Here is a 16,590-nt window from a genome sequence, read left to right as displayed (position 1 = left end):
ATTAGGAATGGAATTGGTGTTACACCACAGGCGATCAGATTTAATTAGTGATTAGTTTTTGTCCCCTGTTTCCCTATTTCTTGTACTGGAATCACGGTAGTCTTGTTGTGAGATTCCCAAATATCATGGTTTCCTTGTTCTCGGTTGATTAGTAAGTGTAAATTCTCTGGCAATTGAGTATTTTGACCAATTGAATATATTTCTGCTGATAACATCTCTCTTTCAATTTGTCCAAAAAACATACATACAATCTCCCTTACTAAAGAATGCTTAATTTTTCCTGAAAATTTTGCTAGAAATTACAACATTTTTTTAATATTCAATTAATATATATATGAGTTAAATAATGTTATTTAAACAGCATGACAATCTAAATGTAAAAAAAATTTTTGATGCTTTATTCTTTATATTACAACCTTATTCTAGGTTTGATAGCATTAAGAAGAATCACAATTTTCAATATTTATTCATAAAGCAATACAGTTTAGTTGAGAAAACCGTAACTTCGCTTGAGTGATAGCGTAGGCGTAAGAACCAAAACTTTAACCAAAAAATAAAGGACAAGAATTATACTCTTGTCCTTGATGATCAAAATAGCAAATGGTGTGTCGAATACAGTAAAATGCGCCTGATGATATAAAAATTGCGTGGTCGTGTTTGCATAAAATTAGCAACGACCAATACCGATGAATTCATCGGCAGTTTGCTCTCCAGAAGGAAAAGCTGTTACATCAAATAAATATACCTCATGATAGTCATAATTGCGAATATTCCACTTAAATTAATGTCATTTTTAGTTGTTTATGATTAGCGATCGCATTCGTGACCAATCAAGTTGCATTTGTAGTAAATACTTATGTTGTCTGAACAAAATATTAAGCAAAACTTATCAATTACGTTGTACACACAGCAAACTAGATCAACGGTGCGTCAAAGCGTAGCAACGCACCCTACTTATTGACTCTCTTACAAGTTGGGATTTTGAATTTAAGTTACCCTCCCCTCAGATAGATAAAAATTTGTATTCTAAAGTTAATAGGTCTTAATAGTTCTTAGAGAAACTGGTGCAAGAAGATTTTAGATTAATTGTTGATTTAGTATCTGTTTTGGCCGTTGCGGCCTGTGGCGGATTATTAGCATCTATGCTAAGACAACCTGTGCTGCTGGGGTATCTCATCGGCGGGATGGTTGTGGGGCCGGCTGGGTTAGGGCTGATTAAAGAAGTTGTGCAAGTGGAAACGCTGGCGCAGTTTGGGGTCGCCTTCCTATTATTTGCCTTGGGTGTAGAGTTTTCCTTTGCGGAACTCAAAAAAGTGAAAGCGATCGCCCTCGGTGGTGGTGGACTACAAATCGCCTTGACAATTCTGGTTACGGTGTTGGTGTGTGGAGTGACGGGAGCATGGGGAACTTTACCCGCTAAGGGTGTATTCCTAGGTTCAATTCTCTCCCTCTCTTCTACGGCTGTTGTGCTTAAATGCTTAATGGAGCGCAACGAAACCGAAACACCCCACGGTCAGGTGATGCTAGGGATTTTGGTAGTCCAAGACTTAGCCCTAGGGTTGATGCTGGCGGTGTTACCTGCACTGAATGAACCGGGGGAAGTCCTTGGTATCGCTGTCATCACAGCTTTGGTGCGGATTGGTTTATTTGCTGCTGGGGCGGTGGTGGCGGGAATTTGGCTCATTCCACCGTTGCTGAGACTGTTAGCCCGTACCGAAAGCCGAGAACTATTTTTATTAGGGGTAGTGGCGTTGTGTTTGGGAATTGCCCTGCTGACAGAATATTTAGGACTCTCCATTGAGATGGGGGCGTTTGTCGCTGGGTTAATGATTTCTGAAGTGGAGTACGCCGACCAAACCCTAACCTATGTAGAACCACTGCGAGATATTTTTGCGAGTTTGTTCTTCGCCGCAATTGGGATGTTAATCGATCCGGTGTTTTTGTGGAACAACTTAGAATTAATTTTAGGGTTAGTAGCCTTAGTGTTTGTCGGGAAGTTCTTGATTATCACCCCCTTAGTTAAACTGTTCCGCTACCCGTTAAAAACAGCCTTAATTGTGGGGTTGGGACTGGCGCAAATTGGAGAATTTTCCTTTGTGTTAGCCAGTGAAGGACAAGCATTGGGGTTGGTGTCTCGGCCGATATATTCACTCATTTTAGGAACTACCGCTGTTACACTGATGCTCACTCCCTTTGTGCTGCGGTTAGTGCCATTCTTATTTAACTTAATGGAATCAATGCCTTGGCTAAAACCTTATTTAGATGAAAGTCAAGCCAAAGATGTCTCAGAAGAACTACCTTTTAAAGACCATATAGTAGTGTGTGGCTATGGGCGAGTGGGAAGGAATTTAGTCAAGCTATTACAGCAACATCACCTACCTGTAGTAGTCATTGACCAATCTGAAAGCAGAATTCAGCAGTTACGGGAGGCGAAAATACCTTACGTCTACGGTAATTGTGTGAGTTTACACGTTTTAGAAACGGCTGGGGTAAATCATGCCAAAGGAATGGCGATCGCACTTCCTGACCCCATGAGTATCCGTCTGTCCCTCAAACGGGCTTTAGAATTGTGTCCCGAATTAGATTTAGTTGTCCGGGCTACCCAAGATAAAAATATTGAGTTGCTGTATCAATTGGGGGCGAGGGAAGTAGTTCAGCCAGAATTTGAAGCTAGTATCGAAATGGCAACTTATCTATTAACAGGTTTAGGCTTAACCCCAGGTGTATTACAGCAAGAAATGCAGCAAATCCGCAGCGATCATTATTTAGATTTTCGCCCAGAACGCACTGCTGATGAAGTTTCCCGCCATTTAAAACAAATAACTCAAGATTTAAATCGGCGTTGGTATGCTCTCCCATCAGACTCACCCCTAATAGGTATGAGTTTGGAAGAAGCAGATGTGCGCTACTTAACGGGTGTAAGTTTAGTGGCAATTCGTCGCGCTAACGGTGAAGAAATTGACTATCCCAATCAACAAACCAAATTAGAGACAGGCGATCGCCTGTTAGTTGTGGGAGCATCAGAAGAACTAGCAGCTTTATCTGAATTAGCGCAAGGTAAGGTAGCTGTTCCTGGAGAAAACAGTGCCTGTCAATGGATTCAAGTCGATGATCATGCCCCAATTTTAGGTAAAACCATCGCAGAGTTAACTTTACATTCCGAATCTGGAGTGCAAATCCAAGCCATACGCCGGGATGGCAAATTTATCCGTTCTCCTGATAGCAGCATGGATTTACGAACTAGCGACCAAGTGCTGCTGTGCGGTAGCTTGAATAGTTTAAATCAAATCCAACAACTATTTATTTACGCTACAGGTGTAGGGGTTTAGGGGTGTAGAGGTGTAGGGGTTTTGAATAACTTTCTCTGTCACCTGTCCCCTGTCACCTATCCCCTGTTTCCTATCACCTGTCACCTGATTTCAAATAAGCGATCGCTAATTTCCAAATAGTAATTTGCTGACCATTTTCATCCATAATGCAAATACAGTTGGGGTCTTGCCATAAGATTCTACCCGTGAGTAAATCGCCTGTAACCAGCTTAAATTCTACTACTCCGGTTTGTTTAATCAGGGTTTGGACTTGGCGAATGCTAGGCAGTGAAGTGTCAAAATCAGTGATAGTCATTTTTGGTAATGATGGAATAATTGAGGGACTGGGGATTAGGGACTGGGGAAGAGTTTTCCCAATACTTAATCATTGATAATTCATCATCAGGAAAATGGCAATCGAATTTACTAAGTATCACGGTTTAGGCAACGACTTTATTCTGATTGATAATCGCGCGTCAAGCTCGCCGGTGCTGACTCCTGAGCAAGCTATTAAATTATGCGATCGCCATTTTGGTATCGGTGCTGATGGTGTGATTTTTGCCTTACCTGGCAAAAACGGCACTGATTACACTATGCGGATTTTTAACTCCGATGGCTCAGAACCAGAAATGTGTGGTAACGGGATTCGCTGTTTAGCAGGGTTTCTGGCAGACTTAGAAGGCATATCCCGCAATCAAGATACCTATCGCATTCAAACCTTAGCTGGTGTGATTACACCCCAACTCATGCCCGATGGTGAAGTCAGGGTAGATATGGGTGTACCGCGATTACTTGCTAGTGAAATACCTACTACCTTGGGTGCGGCTGATGCTAAAGTCATTAACCAACCCCTAGAAGTAGAAGGGAAAACTTGGGATGTCACCTGTGTGAGTATGGGTAATCCTCACTGTATTACCTTTGTAGAAGATGTGACGGCGATTGCTTTGGAAACCATCGGCCCTAAATTTGAACATCACCCCGCTTTTCCCCAACGCACCAATACTGAATTTATCGAAGTTGTCAGTCGTGATTACTTAAAAATGCGTGTCTGGGAAAGGGGTGCAGGAATTACCCTGGCTTGTGGGACTGGGGCTTGTGCTTCCCTGGTGGCTGGTGTCTTGACCGAAAAGTGCGATCGCGTCGCTATTGTAGAATTACCTGGTGGTTCTCTGCAAATTGAATGGTCAGAACTAGACCAACGGATTTACATGACAGGCCCGGCTGAGAGGGTTTTCACTGGTAAAGCTTAACTCTGATTGGGGGACTCAGACCTGACTTTTCACGTTAATGTGGTTTGATCCCCCTAAATCCCCCTTAAAAAGGGGGACTTTGATTCTTGTTCCCCCCTTTTTAAGGGGGGTTAGGGGGGATCAAAACGATGTGGGACAAGGTGATCAGACTTGTGTGTACACCGTAGCCTTGTAGGAGAGAGGTTAGAGTGTATTGCATACAAACGAGAAGTTCTATATTCAAAACACCATCATTCAACCTCAGAACTAGAAGATTCTCCTTTGCAGTAAGAACATTCTCACTGGAAACAGGAAAGTTCTCGTTTGAAACAGAAACATTCTTGTTTAGAACAAAAACGTTCTCACTGGAAACAAGAATACTTTAGTTGGAAACAGAAACATTCTCGTTTGGAACACGAAAGTCCGGGTTCAGAACATGAAACTTTGAGTTCAAAGCACGAAACTTGGAGATAAAAGCTAGAGTGATGAGGTTGGGAAGGTAAATTTTCGTGTTCTCATTAGAGATAATCGCGTAAAATTGCTAAATTCTCACGCACAGTCACAGTATTAGGATGATTCCCTCCTAAACTTTGCTCCCAAATATTCAAAGCTTGGAGTAACAGAAATTCGGCTCGCTGGTAAAGTCCTTGGGAATAGTAGAGAAATGCCAAATTGTTGAGGCTGGAGGCGACTGAGGGATGATTGTCTCCCAGCAGGCGTTTGTATATTTCTAAGGCTTGGAGAAACAAAGGTTCGGCTTGGTTGTAGCGTTCTTGAGATTTGTAGAATCCAGCCAAGTTGTTGAGGCTGGAGGCGACTGAGGGATGATTGTCTCCCAGCAGGCGTTTGTATATTTCTAAGGCTTGGAGAAACAAAGGTTCGGCTTGGTTGTAGCGTTCTTGAGATTTGTAGAATCCAGCCAAGTTGTTGAGGCTGGAGGCGACATCGGGATGATTGTCTCCCAGCAGGCGTTTGTATAGTTCTAAGGCTTGGAGAAACAAAGGTTCGGCTTGGTCGTAGCGTCCTTGGGAATAGTAGAGTAATGCCAAGTTGTTGAGGCTTTGGGCGACATCGGGATGATTGTCTCCCAGCAGGCGTTGTCTTAGTTCTAAGGCTTGGAGATACAAAGGTTCGGCTCGCTGGTAGAGTCCTTGGGATTTGTAGAGTAATGCCAAGTTGTTGAGGCTGGTGGCGACATCGGGATGATTGTCTCCCAGCAGGCGTTGACAGAGTTCTAAAGCTTGGAGATACAGGAGTTCGGCTTGGTCGTACTTTCCTTGGGATTTGTAGAGTAATGCCAAGTTGTTGAGGCTGGTGGCGACATCGGGATGATTGTCTCCTAAGCGGTTTTGTACTGTTGATAAACACTGTTGACACCAAGGTTCAGCTTGGGTATATAATCCTTGTCCTTTATAGAAAAAACTCAAGCCGACAAAAGGCCAAATTAAATCTTCATCACTGACGTATTGAATGAGATGGTTTGCTACTTCAGCTATGTGTGGTATGGCAAGGGAAACAGCGTTAATTTCCTCAAGGGTAGGAGTCTCAGGAATTTCTTTAGCAACTGCTACCATTACCTGACAAAACGATCGCTTAAATTCCTCTGCTTGCTCTAAACCTGTAAACTTAGATTGGAAAAATTCCCGCAGTAGGGGATGTAGTTGATAAATTCCCTCTCCCCTGCGCTGGAGTAAATGCAGATTCAATAACTTATCATCCCGAATTTCCTCTAACTCATCTTCATCTTTGCCTGGTAAGCAATTTTCTACTAAGTTCCAAGGTATAGGTGCGGTTGCAAATAAACTGAGTACACAGCCTAATAACCTATCATCCTCTGCTAATTCCTGCCAACTTAACTCAAAGGCGGCTTGCACTCCCAATTGTGCTGTCATATCGGCTTCTGGGTTCACAAGTGCAGCTTGTTCTAATCGCTTTTTCTCTAAACGCTGCATGATTGCTGATAAGGATAAATCTGGTTTTCGCGCCAGATATCGCCCCACCAATTCCAAACCCAAAGGCAAATACCCCAGCCATTCGCACAACTCTTTTGCTACCTCTAATTCTCTCTCAATTCGCCCTGGTGTTTCTGCCAGCAAAGACCGTAACAACTCCAACGCTGCATCTGGTTGTAATACATCTAAAGATAATTGCTTGATGGCTGCACCCAACTTTTGGCGCGTAGTCATCAACACTTTAAATCTGGAGGATACGCCCTGTAGGTAAGGTCTGATTTGCTGGTAATCTGTAACATCATCCACCACCAGCAGCACATTACCCTCACGCCAATTCCGCCAGCAGTATTGTACTTGTGCAGGTAAATCAACTTCTTCTGGTGGGTTTAAATCAAGCTGAGTTCTGGCAAACCGCACCACTTGAACGCCAAAATCTTCAACTTTCGCCTGTAACCAGCACAGTCCACCTTTGTAGTTTTCGCGCTGAGTCATGGCATATTGCAAGGCGAGTTCTGTTTTACCCAGCCCACCCATTCCCAAAATAGCCGCAATGGCTACTTGGTTATTTTCTTGCAATAGTTTGTCGAGTTCTTCCAGTTCTTCATCACGTCCGACAAATTTCACCACTCCACTCAGAGGTAAATTTTGCGGTATTTCAGGATTTGACTTTACCCGTTCCTGTTCGGGCGAATACAGTCAAAAGTTCTGAGTACCAATAAAAGTATTTCCCTGAAAGACGTTTTTAATATATTCAGCTAACTTTGCATTATTGATCACGCCTGCTGGGTGCGCGTTGAGGGCATTTGCTAAAGCCTGCACCTTTGCTGCTTGCGGATCAACGTTTACGGCTGCTTCTACTTCCCGCACCGATTGAGCAATTTCGGTATCTGTATCAGCTGTGGCTTTCAATTCCAACACAGCTTGACCATAATCTAACGCTTCCTCTGCCTTTCCCTCTGGCGTATTCGCTAAGGACGAGGGCAGCTTATTTTTCTGGCGTAGCTTTGCGATTAACTCGTTACTTTTTTCTAATGCTGCTTCCCCCAGCTTTTCGCCTGTTTTTTCTAAAGCCTTAGTTAAAACTATAGTAGCGATCGCAGTTCCTACGGCTGTTAATGTTACTGCTTCCATAAGTTAACAATAATATTACGAGATTATACTGTTTTTTCTCAGCATAACAGTTTCTCAACAGAGAAAAAAGCACAAATCATCATCAGCCACAAACAAAAATATCCCGTTCAAGAAGCCTACGGTGTATACACAAGTCAGATTTTTTTCTAGGTTCTTGTACCTCACTAAAGCGAGAACCGCTATATGCGTTGGTGACAAATACAACTTGACTGGTAACAAATGCGATCGCTATGGTCATGAAATTAAATCCCAATCCAAACTCCAGTCATTTAATTGCCCAATTCCCCATTTAGTAAAATTAATATATTTATCGTTGCATTTGTTAACAGAAATTGCATTGTTATATTGCAGTTTGTTACTGTTTTTGATGCTTGTGAGGAATATTCCTTTAGACTGAATTTCAATGGCAAAAGATAGGAATAAATACAAATGCACGCAAGCAATTTATTGTGTCATGAGTTTGTAGTTGCCGTATCATTTGTGGCTTGTATTATTGGCTTAGGATTACTGTGGAATTGCCAAGATACGAAAAATGATGAGCAGCAAGAAACAGAGATAATTTTGTTCAGAATGAGCTTTACTTATTGGCTCGTTTATTGTGTAGCGTTTGGGCTAGAAAAGATGGTCTTCCACAATTATGAGCCTGTACTCATGACGTTAAAAATAACGACAGCATTGTCATATTTTTTAACCTTTTCGTGTATTTTGAGTTTACCGCTACATAAATTTGCAGTACACCGAGTTGAAGAATAGGCAATAGCCAACATTTATTTTTTCATTGTTTCATGGCGATCGCAATCATTTCTTCAAGTTTATCCTGAGCATGAACTGTCAGGATAAACACCTCTTGGACTGTCTTACCCTGTCTAGCAATGACTTTGTAACCACCAAGAATGGGTACAGACACACGCAATTGCATCTTAGGTGCGTGACCTTTGACTCTACCAATTACCCCTGGTGTAATGGTTTGAATCCCATTCTGTTGACAGAGCCGCTCTAAAATTGGGATTAAACCAGGGAGGTGAGTGGAATGATTCCAGACTAATCTACCATCTTTGTGAGTATTGGCTTTTGGAGTGTCTGCGCTGGATTTGCCCATGATATTTATTAAGCCGCCTCTAATGGGGCCATTGTTAACCCAGCCCGACGCAGCTGTTGATGATACAATTCTGCTGGTTCTTGAGGGCCTACCCAGACAATTGCTTGCCCTTCATGATGTATCTGATTAGTCAAATCCCAAGCCAAATCACTAGTCATCCCTGGAATATACTTTATCAAACATTCAGCGACGTGTTGAAAAGTATTGAAGTCATCATTTAAAACTATCACCTTATAATTCGGATAAGTCTTACGGACGGTTTGACTCGTTTTTTCTGGAGTGACAGTTGGTGCTGTACCCATAGCAAAGACCACTGCTGAAAGTGTTGTGACCATAAGAGCAGTTAACCAACGAAATTTTACGAAACTACATTACAACTAACTAGTTTAATCCATGTTAGGGGACTAGGGACTGGGGACTGGGGATTGGGGACGGGGGATTAAGGAAACCCAACTTTTGTCTTGTCTTTAACCATGATAGGAAAGGATACCTACAAGCACTCGGACTAATTCTTCTAAGCCTTCAGGAACACGATACAGTTTAATATCTTCTGAAATCAGTTGATTTTCCCGGTTGAGAGTACCAAATTTCCAATCATCTCCATTAGTAACTGCTCTATATAAGATAGTTGACTCATTGTCAACAGACTTTTCTAGGGCTATTAATTCGACTGCTAATTGCGTAAACCCCCTTCTGATATCTGATTGCTTGGCCTCAAGTACCAATAAGGAGTTAAATTTACGCAAGTAATAATCTAATGTGCCTTTAAGTTTTTCACCTACATTAATAGGATATTCACTATATAACTCAGCGTTTGTTTGGTCGCACACTTCAGCCAGAATAGGAGCAATTAAAAATTCTCTGATTGATATTTCAGTAACAGGATTAAAAAGTCTAATATTACGTTGCAAGTATCCTTGCAAAAAGTCTAAATATTTTATTTCCTCAGCATACCTCGGTAAATCTAAATTTGTCCGCTCATAGCTGTATTCAAATTCAGCCAAAATCTCTAATGTTGGGTTTGGTAGTTGAAAATATTGGCTGAAAGTATAGCTCTGGTCTGGGTTTAAGATTCTATATTTGCTCATAGTTTTTCCTGTACAAATCATATTGATCATTTTTGGTCAGGAAATTATATCCCCGACTTTTTAGAAAAGTCGGGGATATTTTTGTTCACATAGGCCATGAAATCACTACCGCCAATCTTCCCAGTTTTGATTAAAAATGGAAGTATCAGGGAAAGCGGTAGGGTTGCCATTCTTTTCTAATAGACGTTTTAGGGCTTGCAGTTGCGGTTCTGGCTTGGGTAAATCGTCTACAAGTTGGTAAGGTGCAACGTTGTTGTTGAGGGCGAAAGCTGCAACAGTTCCCGCCGCCGCGCCAGCAGACCATTCAAAGGAGTGAACCCGATAAGCAGCAGCCGCTATATGACTGGTCGCAATACTTTTACCACCTACAATTAAATTGTCAACTTTTTGGGGAATCATTGCCCTCAGTGCAATTTGGAAGGGATAAGCCTGTCCTCCGCCCCGTCTTTCCCCTGGTCGTTCTGTATTACCTGGTGCTTCTGGAGGGCTTTTCGTCATGCAAGGATGGAAGTCAATGGCGTAGTGACCAATACCCACAGCATCGGGGAAAATGGTGGAACGGGTGCGGCGCATGGCTTTATCTGGGGAAATTTGACCAGAAATTACCGATGTCGCTTCTAAACCTGCCAAGGCTGCTTTTAGCTGGCGATACATATTTGCTGGCAGGGTTTTGCGGTAATATTCATCATTGTAGTTGCGACGGGAAATATCAATCTCCCAAATAGTAAAACCTCCTGGTTGTCCCCAACTGGGACGGCCGATGATACGCCGCCCTTCGCGCATATAAGGATATTTGGATAAGCCATGTGCTGTCCCCATCGGGGAATTTAACCCTGATAAAAAGCGGTTATTGGTTTGTTGCTGTTTTACACCTTTCCCTAGTTGAGAGTCGGTTGTTCCAGCTACTAGCCAGTAATAGTAAGACAGGGCGTGTTCTTCAGCTTTGCGGAAAGTCTCGGTTCTCAGTCCACCCATCCAACCGCCTGGTTTTAATTGTCCTGTGCCTTGTAACTGCTGGCGAGTGTAAACTAAGTTATCTTTCGCAGTCCCAGGACGATAGTCATTACCCCAAGTCCAGTTTTGCATGGATATATCCCCTGGGGTGGGGGCGGTAAAATTCACACCTCTAAATGTAGTGGGTTGTCCCTTGTTTGGACTCCAAATGCGGCGATAGGTAAAAACTAAATCAAAGTTGGCTAACCTCTCTAACTCATAACTGAAGTAGGGAGAGTATTGTAGATAAAATGGCGGCATTTTCTGCGGCTGCGGTTCTTTCGTCGCCTCCATTGCAAAGGTGTAGGTAAAGCCTTGTGTGCAATAGGGTTCATTGCTGGTGCTAGAAGATGAAGGTTCTAGGAAGGAACGCCCATCAATACCTAGACGGTAGGGAACATCAGCTAAAGCAATAATTTCTCCGGTTTCGCTAGCGTCTACAACATACCAGGGAATATTACCTTTGGTTTGCTTGGGAACTAGGCGAATAATACTTTTAGTAAACCGAGACGAGTTGTTGTAGCGATAAGCATCGTCAATAGTTTGCGATAGGGGAAAGGTGTTTAGGGGAGGTGCGCCTTTCGCTGGTTGATGTTGGATGGCGATCGCGCTATTAATTAACTGCCCACCTGTACTAGTATTATTCTTAGAGACTCCCAGTTCTTTAATTACCGTATTGGGAAACCATTCCAACTTACCTTTACCCTTTTTTTCTGCATCTTTGAGCATTTGCGCCAGAACGGTATGAGCATCACGCGGTAAAAAACAGGAATCACTTACCCAACAATCTCCAGGGTTAAGTTGACCGTATTTTTTTTGGATGCGGTTGCGTAGTTCCAAATAGCCACGAGAATAAAACTGGCGACTACGTTGAGTTGGTCTTTCATCTAATGCAGATGTCCCTTGAGAAGAAATTTGTCCTCCCAACCAGTCGGTAATTTCTGTTAAGCAAACTCTTTTTCCGGCTAACAAACCCTCATAAGCTGTAGCTACACCAGAAAGTCCGCCACCTACAACTAAAATCTCACAGTTGACCGTTTTGTCTGGGCTTCTCGGTGGTGCGGCGATGATAGCAGAATGTGGTACAAGGTAGCCAGAGATTAAAGTAAGACTAATCAGTGAGGCTACTTGGTGTCTGCGCTTCATGATGTGAGAACCCTTTTTACTCTGTGCGGACTTGTAGACGTTACCATCCTGGGAATGTTCATGGCAAGGATAAGGGACAGGTGACAGGTGACAGGTGACAGGTTCTGCTTGCGGTATCCTAAGCATATCCCCATCCACCTTAGACAACAAAATTCTGTTATAGATTAGAAAATAAGCACGGCGCAAAAACTGACCAACACATCAGGATGGTTGTGATGAAGAGCAAGAACCAATTTGTTTTATCCTTACTTTTGAAAAGCACCATCGTCTTTTCCCCCTTGCTGCTGTCTGCTGAGATGAGCAATGGACAAACTACACCATCCCCTTCCCCCCAATACATTACCGCCCAGGCAATACCTAATCAACAAGGGGAAGCATTAGCTCAACTGCAAACAGAAAAGCGGATTTTAGAACAAATACAAACTGATTTTGAGCGAGCCTTTAATCGTACAACCGTCTTGCTGAATATTTGGTTAGTTATCTTAAGTTTATTTCCCGTGGCGATTATTGCTTTATTTTGGCTACTGCGACGGGTAGCTATTCGTGAAATTGTAAATAGAGCCATGTCACAGTTGCAAGGAGTGGAAAAACTCGAAGGACAACTAACTCTAGTCAAGCAAGATGCAGAAAATCTTATCCAAGAAGCTAAAGGGATTACTCGCGCTTTAGAAAGGGAAGCTGAAAACCTACAACAAAAAATCAAAACTGAACACGATAATTTATCTTTTGTAACATCAGAGATATTGCAAGCTAAGACAGATAACTTAACTAAACTATCAACAGAAGTTACAAATTTTCAGCAAAAAATTGAGCATTTACTAGCTGAGTTTGCTAGCCAACTATCTCAATTAGAGTTAGAGACACAACAGAGAAGAGATATAACCTTAGAAAATATAGCAAAGACAGAATCAGAGCTTGTTACTCAACTTGGAGAACTACAAAAAGATGCTGTGATTCACAAAAATTTAGTTGGAGAAGATTTAGAAAAAACAAAACTGGAATTTAATCATCAGCTAGGAAATTTATATACTGATACTCAGCAGCATCAAGATAAGATGATGGCAAGTTTAACTAACTTACAATCAGAATTTAGTGTGCAGCTATCTAGATTACAGGAAGATGTCCAGCAGCAAAAAGATATCAAATTAGAAAATCTCCAAGCGATAGAAAGTCAATTCCAATCTCAGGTTTCAGGATTGGAAGCGGATACTCAAGGACATAAAGACACTTTGTTAGAGAATTTAACAAAATTACAAGCAGAGTATGCACAGCAATTATCTAACTCCCACTCAGAAGTGCATATCCAAAAAGATAATGTATTAAAAAATCTGCAAGAATTAGAAAATTTATTCAAAGCGCAAATATCTGAATCACAGTTATATATTCAACAGGAATTAAGAAAATTACAATCGGAGTTTGCATCTAAGCTAGTTGAGCTACAATTAGATGCTCAAAACCGCAAAGAGCAAATTATGGAGGGGTTAGAAAAATCAGGCTCGGAGTTTGTTTCGCAATTTTCAGAATTACAATTAAATGCTCAACAACAAAAATTCTTGATTTTAGAAAAGCTGGAAAAACTAGAAACGGAGTTTGTCTCACAACTATCTGAATTGCAATTAGATGCTCAACAACGTAAAGATGTAATTTTAAAAGAATTTGCCGAAGTTGAACCCGCAGTAATTACAATAGAAGAAGCAACCCCAGCACCTCAGCCAGCAAGAGAAAATGAGCAGACAAAATTAACTGCTGATGATTATATAGAGCAGGGAAATAATTTATTTTCACAAAAAAGTTACGAAGAAGCTATCGCAGCTTACGAGCAAGCGGTGAAAATCAACCCTGATGATGCTATACTATGGTTTAATTGTGGCATTACTTTCGCCAGATTGAAACGTTATAAACAAGCGATCGCTTCGTATAATCGAGCGATCAAAATTCAACCAGATTATTACCAAGCATGGTGCGATCGTGGTGTTGCATTCGGTTATTTAAAGCAACATCAAGATGCTTTTAAATCTTTTGACCAAGCCACCCAAATTAACCCAGAAGATGCCATTGCCTGGATGAATCGCGGTTTAGCTTTGATAGAATTAGAACAATATGAAGAAGCAATTACTTCTTTCGACCAAGCATTAAAGTTCCAAGCAGATTCCCCAAAAGTTTGGGATAAACGCGGTTACACTCTTGTTAGGTTAGGACAGGATGAAGAAGCAATCAGTTCTTTTGATAAAGCTTTAGCAATTAAACCAGACTATGCCAGTGCTTACTATAATAAAGCTGCCTGTTATGCACTGCAAAAACAGGTCAATTTAGCTTTAGAAAATCTGCAACAAGCCATTAATCTTAACCCTAGATATCAAGAAGATGCTGCAAATGATATAGATTTTGATGAGATTGCAGATAATGAAGAATTTAGAACATTAACCACGCTATCTCAGTCATAACTCACCACTCTTTCAAACAAAGCTCGATAAACAGGTTCACCCCTATTTTGCGTTGAAACTTCTCTTTCTGTTGGGACTAATAGGGGGTTTTCTTCTAGCCATTCTCCTATACCGATTTTTTGGAAATGGGGGCTTTCTGCAAAGCGATCGCGCATTTCTACTGCGATAAATTCCATATCTGATTGCAGAAATACCACTCCCCCAACAGGCAAATAATTAGCTAAGTCTGCTACTAATTCTGGTTGTACTACGCGGCGTTTAGCGTGGCGAGTCTTAAACCAAGGATCGGGAAATTGAATAGTAACTCGCTGTAAAATACCTGGGGGTAGAGAAGATAACAAAACTTTTAATGAGTTATTCGCATTACAAAACACGTAATGGAGATTTGTTAAACCTAGCTCAGAACATAACTTATTAGCTTCTATGACTAGGGGTTCGCGAATTTCTAAACCAAGAAAATTCCAATGTGGTTCTATCTGCGCCATTTGTAATACGAATCTTCCCCTAGCACAGCCAATATCTAAATGTAGCGGCTGGTGTAAATTAGCATAAATTTTTTCCCACTCTATAGGATTTACAGGTTGTTGATACTTCTTTGCTAGGGGATTAACGTGTTGACGGACGCGGATAAATGGCAAAATTTATACTCCTGATAATTTAGTCATTAGTAATTAGTCAATTGGGTATTGGGTATTCATTGATTTTTTCCTCCCCTGCTTCCCCTGTTTTATTACCACAATTCCCCATATGTATAAATGTTAAGTATAAGCAATCCTCAGCAGCTTGACAAAGGAGGGGTTATACTTTTTTTAAAAGTGTGCCTTAAACTACCGTTTTTAATAATTTTTTGAAATCAATGGTGCTAAATTTTCGCTTTGCTGTAGTTAGCGACTTACACATCGCTCTTCCTCACACCATCTGGGATCATCCTAGTCGGTTTCATCTAGTGGAAGTGAGTATTTCTGCTTTTGAAAGTGCTATTGAACATTTAAAAGAACTTGATTTAGATTTTATTTTACTGCCAGGAGATTTAACACAACACGGTGAACCAGAAAATCATATTTGGTTACAAGAAAGGTTATCTAAATTACCTTTTCCTGCCTATGTTGTACCTGGTAATCACGATATTCCTGTGTTGATGGCTAATCAGCAATCAATAGCCTGTGCTGATTTTCCCAGTTATTACCGCAAGTTTGGCTATGGAAATACTAATCAACTTTATTACACACAGCAATTATTACCGGGGGTGCGGTTAATTGGTTTAAATTCTAACTGTTTTAATGAACAGGGTGAGCAGATAGGACGTTTAGATGCCCAACAGATGAGATGGTTAGAAGAGGTACTAGCCGCAGCAGTAGATAAACTAGTGTTAGTGATGGTGCATCACAACGTAGTGGAGCATTTACCCCATCAATCCCGCCATCCTATGGCAAATCGTTATATGTTGGCAAATGCCCCGGAATTATTGCACCTACTACGACGTTATGGAGTCAGGCTAGTCTTTACAGGTCATTTACACGTTCAAGATGTTGCCTGTGATGCAGGTGTATATGATATTACCACTGGTTCTTTAGTCAGCTACCCTCATCCTTATCGAGTTTTAGAGTTTCATCGAGATCAACAAGGAAAAGAATGGCTGCAAATCCTGTCTCATCGTGTAGAGTCAGTACCTGATTTTCCTAACTTGCAGCATTCATCAAAGCAATGGATGGGCGATCGCTCTTTTCCATTTCTAGTTAAATTACTTAGCCTACCGCCATTAAATTTACCCATAAACCAGGCACAAGAACTAGCTCCCAGTTTGCGTGATTTTTGGGCAACTATTGCCGATGGAGATGCTTTGTTAGATTATCCCCATTTTCCCCAAAAAGTGCGCCATTACATTCAGACGTATAGTGCGATCGCTCATACTGGTACACCCAGTTTTATTGATAATAACAGTACCTTATTGTTAGAAAAAAGTGCTGAGTAGTGAGTGCTGTTAGCGGTAGCGCGGCGTTTAGCCGGTGCTGAGTGCTGAGTAATGAGTAAACGTGAGTTCGACGAGTTTTAAAAACCCCTCTCCAAACCTCTCTCCTTGTAGGCTACGGTGTACACACAAGTCCAAGTAAAGTAATAACAGAAGGAGTTGAGGGAATTAAAAAGCGGTGGAAAATCCAATCAGAATACACGCTCAAGTAGTTAAGGGAAAAGCATTCGG

At 41.4% G+C, this 16,590-nt stretch carries 16 protein-coding genes; 5 read left to right on the top strand and 11 right to left on the bottom strand.

Going from position 1 to position 16,590, the window contains the following annotated elements; translation table 11 throughout:
- Positions 1 to 44 precede the first annotated feature (44 nt).
- Together ACM0OR_RS16495 and ACM0OR_RS16490 are read right to left on the bottom strand one after the other, a co-directional pair.
- Complete coding sequence (locus ACM0OR_RS16495) at positions 45 to 242, bottom strand: hypothetical protein (RefSeq protein WP_414577446.1); 198 nt, start codon at positions 240 to 242, stop codon at positions 45 to 47.
- Between the two features lie 425 nt (positions 243 to 667).
- Positions 668 to 769, bottom strand: a complete 102-nt coding sequence (locus ACM0OR_RS16490; protein WP_414577484.1) for a DUF2808 domain-containing protein — start codon at positions 767 to 769, stop codon at positions 668 to 670.
- 295 nt (positions 770 to 1,064) lie between these two features.
- Here ACM0OR_RS16490 and ACM0OR_RS16485 point away from each other — a divergent pair, with 295 nt between their 5' ends.
- Positions 1,065 to 3,329 carry a cation:proton antiporter gene (locus ACM0OR_RS16485; RefSeq protein ID WP_323268373.1) on the top strand — a complete coding sequence of 755 codons (2,265 nt, stop codon included), beginning with the start codon at positions 1,065 to 1,067 and terminating at the stop codon, positions 3,327 to 3,329.
- 73 nt (positions 3,330 to 3,402) lie between these two features.
- Here ACM0OR_RS16485 and ACM0OR_RS16480 read toward each other — a convergent pair whose 3' ends face one another.
- On the bottom strand, positions 3,403 to 3,624 hold the full coding sequence (locus ACM0OR_RS16480; protein ID WP_414577444.1) for an Hfq-related RNA-binding protein: 222 nt from the start codon (positions 3,622 to 3,624) through the stop codon (positions 3,403 to 3,405).
- Between the two features lie 94 nt (positions 3,625 to 3,718).
- On the opposite strand from ACM0OR_RS16480, the gene dapF reads away from it, so the two are divergent.
- Entirely contained in the window at positions 3,719 to 4,558 is an 840-nt protein-coding gene (gene dapF, locus ACM0OR_RS16475; protein WP_414577443.1) for a diaminopimelate epimerase, read from the top strand.
- A gap of 497 nt (positions 4,559 to 5,055) precedes the next feature.
- Here the strand turns inward: dapF and ACM0OR_RS16470 are convergent, their stop codons facing one another.
- The 3 genes from ACM0OR_RS16470 to ACM0OR_RS16460 form a co-directional block, all read right to left on the bottom strand.
- Complete coding sequence (locus ACM0OR_RS16470) at positions 5,056 to 7,116, bottom strand: tetratricopeptide repeat protein (RefSeq protein WP_414577441.1); 2,061 nt, start codon at positions 7,114 to 7,116, stop codon at positions 5,056 to 5,058.
- A 69-nt stretch (positions 7,117 to 7,185) separates the two neighbouring features.
- Positions 7,186 to 7,620 (bottom strand): hypothetical protein, encoded by a 435-nt coding sequence (locus ACM0OR_RS16465; protein WP_414577439.1) that lies wholly within the window; start codon positions 7,618 to 7,620, stop codon positions 7,186 to 7,188.
- A gap of 82 nt (positions 7,621 to 7,702) precedes the next feature.
- The gene (locus ACM0OR_RS16460; RefSeq protein WP_414577437.1) at positions 7,703 to 7,858 is read right to left on the bottom strand and encodes a hypothetical protein; all 156 of its coding nucleotides are present in this window, start codon (positions 7,856 to 7,858) and stop codon (positions 7,703 to 7,705) included.
- Between the two features lie 191 nt (positions 7,859 to 8,049).
- Here ACM0OR_RS16460 and ACM0OR_RS16455 point away from each other — a divergent pair, with 191 nt between their 5' ends.
- On the top strand, positions 8,050 to 8,373 hold the full coding sequence (locus tag ACM0OR_RS16455; protein WP_190705837.1) for a hypothetical protein: 324 nt from the start codon (positions 8,050 to 8,052) through the stop codon (positions 8,371 to 8,373).
- A 22-nt stretch (positions 8,374 to 8,395) separates the two neighbouring features.
- Here the strand turns inward: ACM0OR_RS16455 and ACM0OR_RS16450 are convergent, their stop codons facing one another.
- From ACM0OR_RS16450 to ACM0OR_RS16435, 4 genes are all read right to left on the bottom strand, one after another.
- Positions 8,396 to 8,719: a DUF2103 domain-containing protein gene (locus ACM0OR_RS16450; RefSeq protein ID WP_414577435.1), complete on the bottom strand. Its 324-nt coding sequence runs from the start codon at positions 8,717 to 8,719 to the stop codon at positions 8,396 to 8,398.
- 8 nt (positions 8,720 to 8,727) lie between these two features.
- Entirely contained in the window at positions 8,728 to 9,054 is a 327-nt protein-coding gene (gene clpS, locus ACM0OR_RS16445) for an ATP-dependent Clp protease adapter ClpS (RefSeq protein ID WP_414577433.1), read from the bottom strand.
- A gap of 132 nt (positions 9,055 to 9,186) precedes the next feature.
- Positions 9,187 to 9,807 (bottom strand): hypothetical protein, encoded by a 621-nt coding sequence (locus tag ACM0OR_RS16440; protein ID WP_414577431.1) that lies wholly within the window; start codon positions 9,805 to 9,807, stop codon positions 9,187 to 9,189.
- Positions 9,808 to 9,912: 105 nt separating this feature from the next.
- Complete coding sequence (locus tag ACM0OR_RS16435; RefSeq protein WP_414577482.1) at positions 9,913 to 11,946, bottom strand: FAD-dependent oxidoreductase; 2,034 nt, start codon at positions 11,944 to 11,946, stop codon at positions 9,913 to 9,915.
- 215 nt (positions 11,947 to 12,161) lie between these two features.
- Here ACM0OR_RS16435 and ACM0OR_RS16430 point away from each other — a divergent pair, with 215 nt between their 5' ends.
- Positions 12,162 to 14,390: a tetratricopeptide repeat protein gene (locus ACM0OR_RS16430; protein WP_414577430.1), complete on the top strand. Its 2,229-nt coding sequence runs from the start codon at positions 12,162 to 12,164 to the stop codon at positions 14,388 to 14,390.
- Here the strand turns inward: ACM0OR_RS16430 and trmB are convergent.
- Positions 14,381 to 15,028: a tRNA (guanosine(46)-N7)-methyltransferase TrmB gene (trmB, locus tag ACM0OR_RS16425; protein WP_414577428.1), complete on the bottom strand. Its 648-nt coding sequence runs from the start codon at positions 15,026 to 15,028 to the stop codon at positions 14,381 to 14,383. The two genes, ACM0OR_RS16430 and trmB, sit on opposite strands and share 10 nt — an antisense overlap.
- Positions 15,029 to 15,246: 218 nt before the next feature.
- On the opposite strand from trmB, the gene ACM0OR_RS16420 reads away from it, so the two are divergent.
- Positions 15,247 to 16,362: a metallophosphoesterase family protein gene (locus ACM0OR_RS16420; protein WP_414577426.1), complete on the top strand. Its 1,116-nt coding sequence runs from the start codon at positions 15,247 to 15,249 to the stop codon at positions 16,360 to 16,362.
- Positions 16,363 to 16,590 lie beyond the last annotated feature (228 nt).

Origin of the sequence: Anabaena sp. CCY 9402-a (assembly GCF_963920945.1) — a bacterium.
GTDB lineage: Bacteria > Cyanobacteriota > Cyanobacteriia > Cyanobacteriales > Nostocaceae > Trichormus > Trichormus minutissimus.
This window is presented reverse-complemented; position numbering and strand designations above follow the sequence as displayed.